This is a genomic window from Frondihabitans peucedani (genome assembly GCF_039537585.1).
GTDB classification, from domain to species: Bacteria; Actinomycetota; Actinomycetes; order Actinomycetales; family Microbacteriaceae; genus Frondihabitans; species Frondihabitans peucedani.
Genome location: NZ_BAABAU010000003.1, coordinates 193,235 through 206,747, shown reverse-complemented (window position 1 = coordinate 206,747; position 13,513 = coordinate 193,235). Strand labels below are relative to the sequence as shown.

Below are 13,513 nucleotides of genomic sequence, written 5' to 3'. Positions count from 1 at the left end.
GTGCGGATCGTCGTCATCGGAGCCACCGGCCACGTCGGCGGCTTCCTCGTCCCGAGGCTCGTCCGCCAGGGCCACCAGGTCGTCGCCGTCAGCCGCGGCACCAGTCGGCCCTACCACGCCGACGCCGCGTGGGAGAAGGTCGAGCGCGTCGTCCTCGACCGGGAGGCGGGCGACGCCGCAGGCACCTTCGCACCGGCGATCGCCGAGCTCGGTGCCGACGTCGTCATCGACATGGTCTGCTTCACGCCCGAGTCGGCCTCGCAGCTCGTGGAGGCACTCCGCGGCCGGGTCGAGCTCCTCGTGCACTGCGGCACCATCTGGGTGCACGGCCCGAGCGTCGAGGTGCCCGTCACCGAGGACGCCGAGCGGACCCCGTTCGGCGACTACGGCACCGGCAAGGCCGCGATCGAGGAGCTGCTGCAGCACGAGGCGAGGCGCCCCGGCGGCCTGCGGAGCGTGATCCTGCATCCCGGACACATCACCGGCCCGGGCTGGGAGATGATCAACCCGCAGGGCAATCTCGACCTCGGAGTCTGGGAGGCCCTCGCCACCGGCGGCGAGGTGCTCCTGCCGAACCTCGGCCTCGAGACCGTGCACCACGTGCACGCCGACGACGTCGCCCAGGCGTTCGAGCGGGCCGTCTCGCACCAGGCGCAGGCCGTCGGGCAGAGCTTCCACGTGGTCTCGGAGCGCGCGATCACCCTCCGCGGCTTCGCCACCGCGATCGCCCGCCACTACGGCCAGGAGCCCAACCTCCGCTTCGTCTCGTTCGACGAGCTGCGCGGGGCGATCTCGGCGGAGAGCGCCGAGGCGTCGTTCCAGCACGCCTCGAGGAGCCACTCCATGTCGATCGAGAAGGCGCGCACCCTGCTCGGCTACGCGCCGCGCTTCACGACGGTCGAGGCGGTCCTCGACGGCCTCGCGTGGCTCCGCGCGGAGGGGCGCGTCACTCTGCCCTGCTGACGCCCTTCTCGTCTGCCGAGGGCGTCGGGTAGACGGCGCGGAGCATCCACTCCCAGACCGGCAGGAAGAGCGGCCGCCCCTTCGACGTCATCGGCGTGAGATCGGTGATCGTCCGGAGGTGCGACAGGTGCGGGTCGCCGATGTCGGCGGTGGTGACGAGCGTGTGGACCGTCTTCGCGGTCGTGGCGGACGGCACCGGGACCCGGGCGGTCAACGGGTGCCGGCCCATGCCGAGCTCGCGCCACGAGGCCTCGATCCGCGGGTAGTAGATGTCGTCCCGGTCGTCGAAGCCGTACATGACGCTGGTGGGCGTCTTCCCCTTCTGGCGGAGCCACGACGCCCGGGTGTCCTCGTCCGTGATGATCGGCGACGCGAAGGTCAGCTGACCGAGCACCCGGGTGCGGTGGGCGATGTAGGCCGCCTCGCCGCCGCCCTGCGAGTGGCCGGCGACGACGATCCTGTTCCAGTGGATGCTCTCGTCCGTCGTGTACTGGTCCCAGCCGCCGTCGGGATCGTGCTTCACCAGGTAGTCGAGGGCGGCGTGCAGGCGGGCGAGGACCGAGTTGGCCTCGTCGACCTTGCTGAATCGCGAGGGGCCGTAGCCGTTGAACCGGTTCCGCTGCACCTCGGTGTAGCACCGGGCGTCGACGCCGCACGTCTTCGCGACCGACTTCCCCTGGTTCCAGAAGTCGAGCCCGAGAACGTGGTAGCCCTGCTCGGCGGCGACGGTCAGGAACTTCCGGTAGTTGTTCGGCACGTGCCCCGTGGCGGGCAGGAACAGCAGCAGAGGGCCCGTCTCGACGGTGCGGGCCGCCCAGTCGCGGGCGTCGGGCTTGACGACCGTGCCGTTGATGAGGCCGAGCCGGAAGTTGAACGGGTTCATCGTCAGGTCTCGGGACGCAGGATCGGTGCCCCCCGCGACCACGCCGCTGCCCCCGGTCGCGGCCTGGTGCCCCTCGCCCTCGCGCCCGGCACCGCCTCTCGACCCCGGCACGGGCGGCTCCGTCGGGGAGAGGCCGGGCAGCGGGCGGGTCGTGGTCGCGGCCGTGGGGCGGGTGACCGAGCCGGTCTCGACGGAGACCAGGACGAGGACCGCGATGCAGAGGGCGATGAGCGCAGCGAGACCGTGCGGCCACCTCCGGAACTTCATGCAGCGTGCTTAGCACAGGGACATGCAGGATCAGCGAGCGCTACACTCGAGCCACAACACACGGGAGTCCGGTGAGCCGGGCTGAGAGGAAGCGAACCACGCTTCGACCGTCGAACCTGATCTGGGTAATGCCAGCGCAGGGAGGAGAGAACATGTCTACGTCCGTCAAGCCCTCCGGAACGTCGGAGTCGAGTCGTGCCCCCCGAGAGTCGGGCCGCCCGTCGACCCGCCGCTGGCGCGTGGTCGACATCGTCACCGCGTCGGTTCTCGGTGTCGCAGCCGGAGTGATCTTCTGGCTGTGGGGCCTCGCCTGGACCCCGCTCAGCGGGCTCCTGTCGTTCTCGCCGGGTCTCGAGGGGCTCCTCTCGGGCGGCTGGCTGTTCGCCGGCGTCCTCGGCGGGCTCGTCATCCGGAAGCCCGGTGCCGCCCTCTACACCGAGATCGTCGCCGCCGTCGTGTCCATGCTCGTCGGCACCCAGTGGGGCTTCTCCACTCTCATCTGGGGGATCCTCGAGGGCCTCGGCGCCGAGATCGTGCTGGCGCTGTTCCTCTACAGGTCGTGGAGGCTCGGCACGGCCCTCCTCGCCGGTGCGGGCGCGGGGCTCGTGACCGGGCTCCTCGACACGAACTTCTCGAGCATCGCCGCCTTCGCCGCCTCCTACAAGGCCGTCTACATCGTGAGCTCGGTCGCCTCCGGCGTCCTCCTCGCCGGCCTCCTCTCCTGGCTCGCCGTCCGCGGCCTCGCCCGGACCGGAGCCCTGTCGCGGTTCGCCTCCGGGCGCGCCGCCCAGACCCGGGTCTGACCGTGAGCGCCCTGGCAGACCGGGGCGCTCACGGCACCGCCGGCGCGAGCGTCCGGGCGCGAGGCTGGTCGTGGCGTCACGCCGGCCGCCTCCGTCCTGCCGTCTCCGACCTCGATCTCGACATCGGGCCCGGCGAGCGCGTCCTCCTGCTCGGTGCCTCCGGCGCGGGCAAGTCGACCCTGCTCGCCGGCCTCGCCGGCGTCCTCGGCGGCGACGAGGAGGGCGACGACCGGGGGGAGCTCCTCGTCGACGGGGTGCCGCCCGCGAGCGTCCGCGGCCGCGTCGGCCTCGTCCTGCAGGATCCCGACTCCCAGGTCGTCCTCGCGCGCGTCGGCGACGACGTGGCGTTCGGTCCGGAGAACCTCGGCGTCCCGCGCGACGAGATCTGGCGTCGCGTGGAGGAGTCGCTCCGCGCCGTCGGCCTCGACCTGCCGCTCGATCAGTCGACCTCCGCGCTCAGCGGCGGCCAGAAGCAGCGCCTCGCGCTCGCCGGTGCGCTCGCCCTCCGGCCGGGCCTCCTGCTCCTCGACGAGCCCACCGCGAACCTCGATCCGGAGGGCGTCGCCGAGGTCAGCCGGTCGGTGGGCCGCGCCGTCGCCGAGACCGGCGCCACCCTGGTCGTCGTCGAGCACCGCGTATCGGTGTGGCTCCCGTTCGTCGACCGCGTCGTCGTGCTGGCGGCCGGCGGGGGAGTCCTCGCCGACGGACGCCCCGACGACGTGCTCCAGGCGCAGGGCGCGGCCCTCGCCGAGGCCGGCGTGTGGGTGCCCGGCCGCCCGCCGCTCCTGCCGGTCCGCGTGCCGTCGGGGCCGTCGTCCGGGGCCCCGCTCGCTGCCGACCGGCTGCTCAGCGCCGACGGCTTGGCCGTCGGGCGGAGCGGCCGCGCCGTCGCCTCCGGCATCGAGGCCCGAGTCGCCGCCGGTCGCGCTCTGGCCGTCACCGGCCGGAACGGCGCCGGCAAGTCGACCCTCGCCCTGACCCTCGCCGGCCTCTTCCCGCCCGTCGCAGGATCCCTCGCGGCGTCCCCCGCTCTCGCGAAAGGCGCCGGGCCCTCCCCGATCCGCTGGCGGTCGCGCGACCTCCTGACCAGGATCGGCACCGTCTTCCAGGACCCGGAGCACCAGTTCCTCGCTTCCAGAGTCCGCGACGAGCTCGCCGTCGGGCCGCGAGCGCTGCGGCTCGGCGAGGCCGAGACCACCCGACGCGTCGACGACCTCCTGCAGCGGCTGCGACTCGACCACCTGGCCGGTGCGAATCCGTTCACCCTGTCGGGAGGCGAGAAGCGGCGGCTGTCGGTGGCCACGGTGCTGGCGGCGAGGCCTGGCATCCTGGTGCTCGACGAGCCCACCTTCGGGCAGGACGCCCGCACCTGGCGGGAGCTCGTCGCCCTGTCGGCCGAGCTGCTCGACGCCGGCAGCGCCCTCGTCGCCGTCACACACGATGCCGAGTTCGTCGACGTGCTCGCCGACGACGTCCTCGTGCTCGGCGGCTCCGGAGACGCGGTCGCCGCCGCTCGCACCTCGGCGTCGCGAGCGGCCGGAGCCCTCTCGTGACGCTGCTCGCACCGGTCGAGACCACCCGCGCCGTCGGGCGGGTGAACCCCGTCGCGAAGCTCGGGGCGGCCGTGATCCTGAGCCTCAGCCTGCTGCTGTCGATCGACTGGGTGTCCGCCGGCGTCGCGCTGGTGCTCGAGGCGGTGCTCCTCGCCTGGGCCGGCCTCGGCTGGCGGGCCTTCTGGCGACGGACCCTCGCTCTCTGGATAGCCGCTCCCGTGTCGGTCGTCGCCACGTCGCTCTACGGGCAGGACTCCGGCGGCGTCCTCCTGCGGCTCGGCTTCATCACCGTCACCGAGGGGTCCGTCGCTCTGGCACTCGCCATCGGACTGAGGATCCTGGCCGTCGGCATCCCCGGGATCGTCCTCTTCGCCACGACCGACCCGACCGACCTCGCCGACGGGCTGGGGCAGATCCTGCGGCTCCCCGCCCGGTTCGTGCTCGGCGCCCTCGCCGGCATCCGGCTCGTCGGGCTGTTCGTCGACGACTGGCGGCAGCTCGGTCTCGCGCGTCGGGCCCGCGGCGTCGCCGACAGCGGCGGCTTCGTCGGCGCCGTCCGCCGGAGCGCCGGCATGGCGTTCGCCCTGCTGGTGCTCTCGGTGCGGCGCGGCAGCAAGCTCGCGACCGCGATGGAGGCCAAGGGCTTCGGCAGCGACCTCCCGCGCACCTGGGCGAGGCCGTCGACGTTCGGCCGCGCCGAGTGGGTGCTCATCGGGATCGGAGTCGTCATCGCCGGCGTCTCGATCGCCGTGGCCGTCGCAGCCGGGACCTGGAGCTTCGTCCTTGCCTGAGCTCGTCGATCCGGGGCTGCTGCGGGAGCTCGCCGCGCGGGCGCTGGCGTCGGCTTCGGCCGCGTCGGCTGCGTCGGCGTCGGCGTCGGTTGCGGCTGCGGCTGCGTCGGCTGCGGGGCAGCGCCTTGCGGCGCGGCGGCCCGTGGTGCTGATCGACGGGCGCTCCGGGTCCGGCAAGACGACGCTCGGCGAGGCGCTGGCGCCGCTCGTCGGCGACGCCCAGCTGGTCGGGCTCGACGACGTCTACCCCGGGTGGCACGGGCTGGCCGCGGCGTCGGAGGCCGTGGTGACCACGATCCTGCGCCCCGCAGAACCCGGCTACCGGCGCTGGGACTGGGAGCTGGCCGAGGCCTCGACCTGGCGCAGCCTCGACCCGTCGCGGCCCCTCGTCGTCGAGGGCGCAGGATCGCTCACCCCCGCGTCGTCCGCGCTCGCCACGTTCCGGATCTGGGTCGAGCTCGACGAGGAGACGCGCCGCACACGAGTGGCCGGTCGCTCGGACGCCGACGCGTACGCGCCCTGGTGGCGGATGTGGGCCGAGCAGGAGGACCACCACCTGCGCGTGGCCGACCCGCGCTCGCTCGCCGACGTCGTCGTGGCGAGGTAGTCGCCGGTGCCGGTGCTCAGGCCCAGCCGAGCTCGTGCAGCTTGTCGTCGTCGAACCCGTAGTAGTGCCCGATCTCGTGCACGAGGGTGACGTGGATCTCGCCGCGGAGGTCGTCGAGGGTGTCGACGGCGGCCAGATGCGGCTCGCGGTAGAGGATGATGCGGTCGGGGAGCTCGCCGAAGCCGTACTGGCCGCGCTCGGTCAGGTCGATGCCCTCGTAGAGTCCGAGGAGGTCGAGCGAGCCGTCCTCCGGCCGGTCCTCGGTGATGAACGCGACGTTCTCGAGGCCGTCGACCATGTCGTCGGGGAGTAGATCGAGCTCGTCGATCACGAGTCGTTCGAATTCCGCTGCGGTGACATCGTCCACCCGGTCAGCTTGGCACGTGCCCCCGCCCCTGCCCTAAACCCTCCCGATCGGCCGCCGCGGTGGTCCTAGGACCACCGCGCTAGCCGATCGCGAGGGTTTTGCGGAGCGACGCGATCCTGCTGGGGGTCGGGGCGCGCGAGAACGGACGTGCGGTAACGGAAAAAGGCCCCACCCCGACCGGGGCAGGACCTTCTCCTTCAGGGTGAGTAACGGGGCTTGAACCCGCGGCCTCCTAGACCACAACCAGGCGCTCTACCAGCTGAGCTATACCCACCATGCGACTTCGCCCGCCGCGCTGGCGAGAGCGTGACGAACGAAGCAACCCGACGAGTCTATCCCACTCGCGGAGCCCATTTGTCCACGACTGCTCTCGAGATCTCCTGGACGTCTTCGGTGGCGGGCCCGGGCTCGGCGACGAAGCCAGCCAGCCGGTAGTACTCGAGCTCGCGGATGGACTCGAGGATGTCGGCGAGGGCGCGGTGGCCGCCGTTCTTGGCCGGGGCGTTGTAGTACACCCGCGGGAACCAGCGTCGGGCGAGCTCCTTGATGCTGGAGACGTCGACGCTGCGGTAGTGGAGGTGGCCGTCGACGCGGGGCATGTACTTGGCGAGGAACGTGCGGTCGGTGCCGATGGTGTTGCCGGCGATGGGCGCCTGGCCGGCGTCGGGGACGTACTCGAGGATGTAGTTCAGCACCTCGTACTCGGCCTCGGCGAGGCTCTTGCCGTTCGGGATCTCGGTGATGAGCCCGGAGTGCGTGTGCATCTGCGTGACGAAGTCGCCCATGTTGTCGAGGGCGGTCTGGTCGGGCTTGATGACGATGTCGAACCCCGGGTGGACGGGGACGAGATCGAAGTCGGTGATGACCACGGCGACCTCGACGAGCTCGTCGATGCCGAGGTCGAGCCCGGTCATCTCGCAGTCGATCCAGACCAGTCTGTCAGCGCTTGATGCCATGCGCCGAGTCTAGCGAGTGCCTCCGACGGCCCCTGCTGGGCGTCACTTCTGTGCCTGTCTCCTACCCCGCGTACATATGGACGGAGATCCTTCATCCTGCACGTCCTGTCCGTACATATGGACGGAGATCCTCGATTTTCCGCCGACTTCATGGGGATCGGAGGGGCATCGTCCGAGAATCTCCGTCCATATGTACAGAGCAGGGGCAGGACCAGGAGGACCACCAACAGCAGCAGGATCAGGCAGCGCCACCGACCACGATCGCGCGGGCCTCGACGGGCTCCGGCTCGGGGCCGTCGTCGATGCGGCGGAGGTTCCGGCCGGCGACGACGACGATCACGAATCCGACGGCGACCGAGACCGCGGCGAACCAGTAGGCGGCGGACGGGCTGACCGCGTCGGCGATGGCTGTCGCGGCGGGCGGCGCGATGGCCCCGCCGATGAACCGAACGGCCGAGTAGGCCGACGACGCGACGGCCCGGGGCAGGTCGGTCGCCTCCATGACGGACTCGGTGAGCACCGTGTTCAGGATGCCGAGCACCAGACCGCCGATGACGACGCAGACGACGAGCCCGGCCTGCACGTGGACGAACACGCCGGCCGCGACGAGGTCGAGGGCGAGGAGGGGGAGCGCGATCCTGAGCACGGTGGTCCGCTTGAGGTGGGCGGTGAGGCGCGGCGCGACGAAGACGGAGGTGATCGCGAGGCCGACGCCCCAGCCGAAGAAGGTCAGGCCGATCCCGAGGGCGCCGAAGCCGAGCGGGTAGGGCGTGTAGGCCAGCAGGACGAAGAAGCCGATGTTGTAGAACAGCGCGGTCGCCGCGAGCGTGGCGAGAGCGGGCCGCCCGAGGGCGCGGAACGGCGCCGACAGCTTCGACGGGGCGGGCCTGGCCGTCTCGCCGCGGAGGAACACCGCGATCGCGATGAAGGCGATCGCCATGAGCACGCAGACGCCGAAGAAGGGTCCGCGCCACGACACCGATCCGAGGAGGCCGCCGACGAGCGGACCGATCGCGATGCCGAGACCGAGTGCCGCCTCGTACAGGATGATCGCGCTGGCCGTTCCGCCCGACGCGGCACCGACGATCGTGGCGAGGGCGGTCGAGATGAAGAGCGCGTTGCCGAGGCCCCAGCCCGCGCGGAAGCCGATGACCTCCTGGACACTGCCCGACGTGGCGGCGAGCAGGGCGAAGACGATGATCAGCGCGAGGCCGATCATGAGGGTCTTCTTCGGGCCGATGCGCGACGACACGAAGCTCGTGAAGAACATGGCGACGCCGGTCACGAGCAGGTAGCTGGTGAAGAGGTACTCCGACTGCGTTGGCGTCGCGTGGAGCGAGGCGGCGATGGTCGGCAGGATCGGGTCGACGAGGCCGATGCCCATGAAGGCCACGACACACGCGAACGCGATGGCCCAGACGGCGGTCGGCTGCTTCAGGATCGACTGCCTCTCAGCGGGAGCGTGCGCGGAAGCGGGAGCGTGCGCGGAAGCGGGAGCGTGCGCGGAAGCGCGGGACGGTGTGCCGGTGCCGGTGCCGTTGCCGCTCACGCGAACACCACCTCCCGGCGGCTGCGCTCCTCGAGGAGCGTCGCGGCCGCCTCGAGCGTCTGCCAGTCGGTCTCGTCGAGGTCGCCGAAGAGCGGGCTCATCTCGGTGGCGAGGACGCTCCGCCACTCGACGAGCGCGGCGCGGCCCCTGGGGGTGATCTGGATCAGCCAGGCGCGAGCGTCGTCGACCTCGGCGATGCGCGAGACGAGCTCGTCGCCCTGCATGGTGCGGAGCAGCTTGGTCATGCCGGGCTGGCTGATCCGGCTGGCACGGGCGAGGTCGCCGGTGCGGAGGGGGCCTTCGGCGCTCAGGATCGAGAGCGTGCGCGCGGTGGCGGAGGACATGTTGCGACCCGACGCCTGAGCTGCGTAGCGCACCAGTCGCGTGGTCGACGAGATGAGGGATTCGAGGATGTCGGTCGGTTGGGAACTCATGGTCCTCCAAGTGTATAGCCAAAGTATATAACTTGGCTATGCCGGAGCGGTGTCCAGTCGCCACTGGTAGACAGGACCCATGACTGACGAGAAACCCACCATCGCCGAAGGCGCCGAGTACGTCGTGTTCTTCGAGGGCGGCCCGAGCGACGGCCGCACCGACACGCGCGTGTCGACCGACGGGTCGTACGACGACGAGATCACCGACTACGTCCTGATCGAGGGCACCGAGACGGGTATCGTCTACAAGGCGACGCGGGCGCACATGATGGGCGAGCAGCTGCAGGTGCACTACTCGCTCGACTCGAGCGACAGCGACCCCGTGCCCGACCCCGAAGACCGCAACGACGAGGTCAACTGACCCCGTCTCCCGGCGCACGCAGGATGCCACGGGCCGTTCCCTCGGGAATGGCATCGTGGCATCCTGCGTTCCAGGCACCATGAGGCTCGAGCTGTACACGTCGGCGTTCTGCGGAGCGTGCCATGCGGCGCGCGCCGCCGTCGGCGACGCCGAGCGGCTCGTCCCGGGGCTCGAGCACGTCGACGTCGACGTGGCGACCGACCCCGACCGGGCCGAGGCCCGCGACATCGTCTCGACTCCGACGATCGTGCTCACCGACGACGAGGGCTCCGAGCTCTTCCGTGCCGCGGGGGCTCCGACGGTGCCTCAGCTCCTCCACGCGATCGCCGCGCACCTCCCCGCGGCCTGACCCGCAGCCCGGCGGCGCGACTCTCACAGCGGACGCCGTGCTCACAGCGAACGCCGTGCTCACAGCGGACGCCGTGCATCTCATAGCGCCCTCATCGGGCTCGCCAGGACCGCTCATCGGGGCGCCACGCATCGTGGGCGCATGTCCGATTCGCCTGAGATCCTCGACCTCGACATCGTCGTGCCCGTCTACAACGAGCAGGAGACGCTCGTCGAGAGCGTCCGCGCCCTGCACCGCTTCCTCACCGATCAGGTCCGCGAGACCTGGCGGATCACGATCGCCGACAACGCCTCGACCGATGCGACCGGACCCTTCGCCGACCGGCTGGCCCGCGAGCTCGACTCGGTAACGGCCGTGCACCTCGCCGAGAAGGGCCGCGGTCGCGCGCTGAAGCAGGTGTGGTCGGCCTCGCCCGCCCGAGTGCTCGTCTACCTCGACGAGGACCTCTCGACCGACCTCCGAGCCCTCGGGCCGCTCGTCGCGCCCCTTCTCTCGGGCCACTCCGACCTCGCGATCGGCACCCGGCTCGACCGCTCGTCGCGGGTGGCCCGCGGCGGCAAGCGCGAGTTCATCTCCCGCACCTACAACCTGCTGCTCCGGCAGACGATGGGCGTCTCGTTCAGCGACGCCCAGTGCGGGTTCAAGGCGATCCGCCGCGACGTGGCCGAGCGCCTGCTCCCGCTCGTGGAGGACACCGGCTGGTTCTTCGACACCGAGCTCCTCATCCTGGCCGAACGGTCGGGCCTCCGGATCCACGAGGTGCCCGTCGACTGGATCGACGACCCGCACTCCTCGGTCGACATCGTCGCCACCGCGACCGCCGACCTCAGGGGCATGGTGCGGGTGGCGACCGGGATCGCGCGGGGCAGGATCCCGGTCGCCGCGGTCTACGACGAGATCGGCCGCCACCCGTACTCCCCGCCCGCCAGCCCCACCTTCTTCGGCCAGGTCGTCCGGTTCGGAGTCGTGGGAGTGCTCTCGACCGCCGCCTACGCCCTCGTCTATCTCCTCTTCGAGCAGGTCGTGCCGCCGCAGGCCGCCAACTTCCTGGCGCTCCTCCTCACGACGATCGGCAACACCGCCGCCAACCGCCGGTTCACCTTCGGCGTGCGCGGGCAGGGCGGCGCGGCGAAGCACCAGGCGCAGGGCCTCGTCGTCTTCGGGGTCGCCTGGCTGATCACCGCCGGCTCCCTGCTGGGGCTCCACCGGGTCGCGCCCGACGCCGGACCCCACCTCGAGCTCGTCGTGCTGACCGTCGCCAACCTCGTCGCGACGGTGGTGCGCTTCGTGCTGCTGCGGACGTGGGTGTTCCGGAGGCACGCCCGCCCGGCCGACGCCTCGCACCCCGCGACCTCTCACCCGACTGCGCCGCCGGACTCGTCCGTCCCGTCGGCCTCGCCCGACCTGTCCGAAACGTCCGACCCCTCCGTCCCGTCCGACCCCTCGACCTCCGAGAGCCTCACGAAAGCGACCTCACGATGAGCACCGCAACCCTTCCGCAGCCCGCCGTCCTCCGGGACGAGCCCCCGTCGCGGTTCCGCATAGCGGCCCGCCGCCTCGCTCTGGGGCCGACCACCGCACCCCGGTGGGAGCGCCCTGCCCTCTGGGCCCTCATCCTGCTCTCGGGCGTCCTCTATATCTGGAACCTCGCCATCTCGGGCTACGCGAACTCGTTCTACTCGGCTGCGGTGCAGGCCGGGTCGACGAACTGGGAGGCCTTCTTCTTCGGGTCGTCCGACGCGGCGAACTCGATCACGGTCGACAAGCCGCCGGCGTCGCTGTGGATCATGGAGCTCTCCGTCCGCCTCTTCGGGCTGTCGTCGTGGAGCATCCTGCTGCCCGAGGCGCTGATGGGCGTCGCCACCGTCTTCCTCGTCTACGTGATCGTCCGGCGGCACTTCTCGGCCGGAGCAGCGCTCCTCGCCGGCGGCGCCCTCGCCCTCACGCCCGTCGCGGTGATGATGTTCCGCTTCAACAACCCCGACGCGATGCTCCTCCTGCTGATGACGCTGGCCGTCTACCTGACGCTCCGCGGTATCGAGAGCGGCAGGATCCGCTGGGTGATCTGGGCCGGGGTCGTGGTGGGCTTCGGGTTCCTCACCAAGCAGCTGCAGGCGTTCGTGATCCTGCCCGAGCTCGCCGCCGTCTACTTCTTCGCGGCACCCGTCCGGTGGCGTGCCCGCCTCGGGCACCTGCTCGCAGCGGTCGGCGGGGTCGTCGTCGGGGCCGGCTGGTGGGTCGCGATCGTGTCCCTCTGGCCCGCGTCGTCGCGCCCCTACATCGGCGGCTCGCAGAACAACTCCTTCTTGGAGCTCACCTTCGGCTACAACGGCTTCGGGCGCCTCACCGGCAACGAGACCGGGAGCGTGACCGGCGGAACGACGACGGCCGGCGCAGGATCGTGGGGCTCCACGGGGCTCACCCGCCTGTTCGGCTCCGACATCGGCGGCCAGATCACCTGGCTCCTGCCCGCCGCGCTCATCGTCATGGTCGGCGCCCTCGTGCTGATGGGGAGGCGGCACCGGATCGACGTGCGTCGAGCGACCCTCCTGCTCTTCGCCACCTGGCTGGTCGTGACCGGCCTCGTCTTCAGCTTCGCCGGCGGCATCTTCCACCCGTACTACACGGTCGCGCTCGCCGCGCCGCTCGCCGGGACCCTCGCCATCGGTGCGACGACTCTCTGGAAGGCCCGCGCCCGCTGGTGGCCCAGGATCGTCCTCGCCGCGGCGTCGCTGACGACCGCCGTCTGGTCGTGGGTGCTCCTCGAGCGGGCCACCGGCTGGCTGCCGTGGCTCAAGGTCGTCGTGGTCGTCGCGTCCGTCCTCGGGGCCGGGCTCCTGCTCGTCCTGCCGCTCATCCGCCGGCGGGCCCGCGCTCTCGCTGCGGCCACCGTGTCGCTGATGCTCGTCGGCGGACTCCTCGGACCCCTCGCCTACTCGATCGAGACGGCGACGACGGCGCACACCGGGTCGATCCCGTCGGCGGGGCCGACGGTGTCTGGTGGCATGGGCGGCTTCGGGGGCGGCGGAGGCCGCGGCGGTTTCGGGGGCGGCGGCTTCGCCGGGCGGCCCGGCGCCGGAGCGGGCACGGGGACCGGGACGGGAACGGGCACCGGAACGCCGCCCGGCGGGTTCGGGGGCACGGCGCCCGGCGGGACGGCAACCGGCGGCGGCACCGCGACCGGCGGAACTGCGACCGGCGGCGGCACCGCAGCCGGCGGCCGGATGGGCGGCGGCGGCCTCTTCGGCCGCACGTCGACCGTGAGCTCGTCGCTGAAGAAGCTCCTGCTGGCGGATTCGAGCGACTACACCTGGGTCGCGGCGGCGATCGGCTCCGACACGGCGGCGACCTATCAGCTCGCCACGGAGGAGTCGGTCATGCCGGTCGGCGGATTTAACGGCAGCGACCCCTCGCCGACGCTCGCCCAGTTCAAGGCGTACGTCGCGAAGGGCGAGATCCACTACTTCATCGGCGGCTCCGTGGGCCGCTCGAATGGAGGGAGCGACGCGTCGTCGGCGATCTCCGCCTGGGTGACCGCGAACTTCGCCTCGCAGACGGTCGGGGGAGTGACCGTGTACGACCTGACCAGCACCGTCAGCCAGTAGGGCCGCTGGCCGGCAGCGGCGTCAG

At 71.7% G+C, this 13,513-nt stretch carries 14 protein-coding genes, 1 tRNA gene and 1 riboswitch; of the genes, 9 read left to right on the top strand and 6 right to left on the bottom strand.

The window, feature by feature from the left end; translation table 11 throughout:
* The gene (locus tag ABD733_RS12430) at positions 1-963 is read left to right on the top strand and encodes an NAD-dependent epimerase/dehydratase family protein (RefSeq protein WP_344796651.1); all 963 of its coding nucleotides are present in this window, start codon (positions 1-3) and stop codon (positions 961-963) included.
* Here the strand turns inward: ABD733_RS12430 and ABD733_RS12425 are convergent.
* Positions 947-2,113, bottom strand: coding sequence for a BPSS1187 family protein (locus ABD733_RS12425; protein ID WP_344796649.1), 1,167 nt, complete (start codon positions 2,111-2,113; stop codon positions 947-949). The two genes, ABD733_RS12430 and ABD733_RS12425, sit on opposite strands and share 17 nt — an antisense overlap.
* Positions 2,114-2,164: 51 nt before the next feature.
* A riboswitch (TPP riboswitch) is annotated at positions 2,165-2,273 on the top strand.
* Between ABD733_RS12425 and ABD733_RS12420 the strand changes: the two genes are divergently transcribed.
* From ABD733_RS12420 to ABD733_RS12405, 4 genes are all read left to right on the top strand, one after another.
* Positions 2,266-2,916 (top strand): ECF transporter S component, encoded by a 651-nt coding sequence (locus ABD733_RS12420; RefSeq protein ID WP_344796647.1) that lies wholly within the window; start codon positions 2,266-2,268, stop codon positions 2,914-2,916. (Overlaps the previous riboswitch by 8 nt.)
* 2 nt (positions 2,917-2,918) lie before the next feature.
* A complete protein-coding gene (locus tag ABD733_RS12415; RefSeq protein WP_344796645.1) occupies positions 2,919-4,469 on the top strand; it encodes an ABC transporter ATP-binding protein in 1,551 nt (516 codons plus the stop codon).
* Complete coding sequence (locus ABD733_RS12410) at positions 4,466-5,260, top strand: energy-coupling factor transporter transmembrane component T family protein (protein ID WP_344796643.1); 795 nt, start codon at positions 4,466-4,468, stop codon at positions 5,258-5,260. Before ABD733_RS12415 ends, ABD733_RS12410 begins: the two co-directional genes overlap by 4 nt.
* Positions 5,253-5,867: a nucleoside/nucleotide kinase family protein gene (locus ABD733_RS12405; RefSeq protein ID WP_344796641.1), complete on the top strand. Its 615-nt coding sequence runs from the start codon at positions 5,253-5,255 to the stop codon at positions 5,865-5,867. Before ABD733_RS12410 ends, ABD733_RS12405 begins: the two co-directional genes overlap by 8 nt.
* Before the next feature lie 16 nt (positions 5,868-5,883).
* On the opposite strand, the gene ABD733_RS12400 is transcribed toward ABD733_RS12405, so the two are convergent.
* The 5 genes from ABD733_RS12400 to ABD733_RS12380 form a co-directional block, all read right to left on the bottom strand.
* Positions 5,884-6,165: a metallopeptidase family protein gene (locus ABD733_RS12400; RefSeq protein ID WP_425552922.1), complete on the bottom strand. Its 282-nt coding sequence runs from the start codon at positions 6,163-6,165 to the stop codon at positions 5,884-5,886.
* Positions 6,166-6,435: 270 nt separating this feature from the next.
* Positions 6,436-6,508, bottom strand: a tRNA-His gene (locus tag ABD733_RS12395).
* 58 nt (positions 6,509-6,566) lie between these two features.
* Positions 6,567-7,190: an oligoribonuclease gene (gene orn / locus ABD733_RS12390; RefSeq protein ID WP_344796637.1), complete on the bottom strand. Its 624-nt coding sequence runs from the start codon at positions 7,188-7,190 to the stop codon at positions 6,567-6,569.
* A gap of 238 nt (positions 7,191-7,428) precedes the next feature.
* Positions 7,429-8,631 carry an MFS transporter gene (locus tag ABD733_RS12385; protein WP_344797034.1) on the bottom strand — a complete coding sequence of 401 codons (1,203 nt, stop codon included), beginning with the start codon at positions 8,629-8,631 and terminating at the stop codon, positions 7,429-7,431.
* Between the two features lie 104 nt (positions 8,632-8,735).
* A complete protein-coding gene (locus tag ABD733_RS12380; RefSeq protein WP_344796635.1) occupies positions 8,736-9,173 on the bottom strand; it encodes a MarR family winged helix-turn-helix transcriptional regulator in 438 nt (145 codons plus the stop codon).
* Between the two features lie 79 nt (positions 9,174-9,252).
* Here ABD733_RS12380 and ABD733_RS12375 point away from each other — a divergent pair, with 79 nt between their 5' ends.
* The 4 genes from ABD733_RS12375 to ABD733_RS12360 all read left to right on the top strand — a co-directional run bounded on the left by ABD733_RS12375 (position 9,253) and on the right by ABD733_RS12360 (position 13,488).
* Positions 9,253-9,534, top strand: coding sequence for an oligoribonuclease (locus ABD733_RS12375; protein ID WP_344796633.1), 282 nt, complete (start codon positions 9,253-9,255; stop codon positions 9,532-9,534).
* Positions 9,535-9,613: 79 nt separating this feature from the next.
* A complete protein-coding gene (locus ABD733_RS12370) occupies positions 9,614-9,883 on the top strand; it encodes a thioredoxin (RefSeq protein WP_344796631.1) in 270 nt (89 codons plus the stop codon).
* Between the two features lie 141 nt (positions 9,884-10,024).
* Complete coding sequence (locus ABD733_RS12365; protein WP_344796629.1) at positions 10,025-11,365, top strand: bifunctional glycosyltransferase family 2/GtrA family protein; 1,341 nt, start codon at positions 10,025-10,027, stop codon at positions 11,363-11,365.
* Positions 11,362-13,488, top strand: coding sequence for a glycosyltransferase family 39 protein (locus ABD733_RS12360; RefSeq protein ID WP_344796627.1), 2,127 nt, complete (start codon positions 11,362-11,364; stop codon positions 13,486-13,488). The genes ABD733_RS12365 and ABD733_RS12360 overlap by 4 nt, the downstream gene beginning before the upstream one ends.
* The last annotated feature ends 25 nt before the right edge of the window (positions 13,489-13,513 follow it).

Coding starts and splice junctions, on each gene's coding strand:
- ABD733_RS12375 (WP_344796633.1), top strand. CDS start 9,253: ATGACTGACGAGAAACCCACCATCGCCGAAGGCGCCGAGTACGTCGTG.
- orn (WP_344796637.1), bottom strand. CDS start 7,190: ATGGCATCAAGCGCTGACAGACTGGTCTGGATCGACTGCGAGATGACC.
- ABD733_RS12400 (WP_425552922.1), bottom strand. CDS start 6,165: ATGGTCGACGGCCTCGAGAACGTCGCGTTCATCACCGAGGACCGGCCG.
- ABD733_RS12420 (WP_344796647.1), top strand. CDS start 2,266: ATGTCTACGTCCGTCAAGCCCTCCGGAACGTCGGAGTCGAGTCGTGCC.
- ABD733_RS12360 (WP_344796627.1), top strand. CDS start 11,362: ATGAGCACCGCAACCCTTCCGCAGCCCGCCGTCCTCCGGGACGAGCCC.
- ABD733_RS12365 (WP_344796629.1), top strand. CDS start 10,025: ATGTCCGATTCGCCTGAGATCCTCGACCTCGACATCGTCGTGCCCGTC.
- ABD733_RS12425 (WP_344796649.1), bottom strand. CDS start 2,113: ATGAAGTTCCGGAGGTGGCCGCACGGTCTCGCTGCGCTCATCGCCCTC.
- ABD733_RS12380 (WP_344796635.1), bottom strand. CDS start 9,173: ATGAGTTCCCAACCGACCGACATCCTCGAATCCCTCATCTCGTCGACC.
- ABD733_RS12370 (WP_344796631.1), top strand. CDS start 9,614: ATGAGGCTCGAGCTGTACACGTCGGCGTTCTGCGGAGCGTGCCATGCG.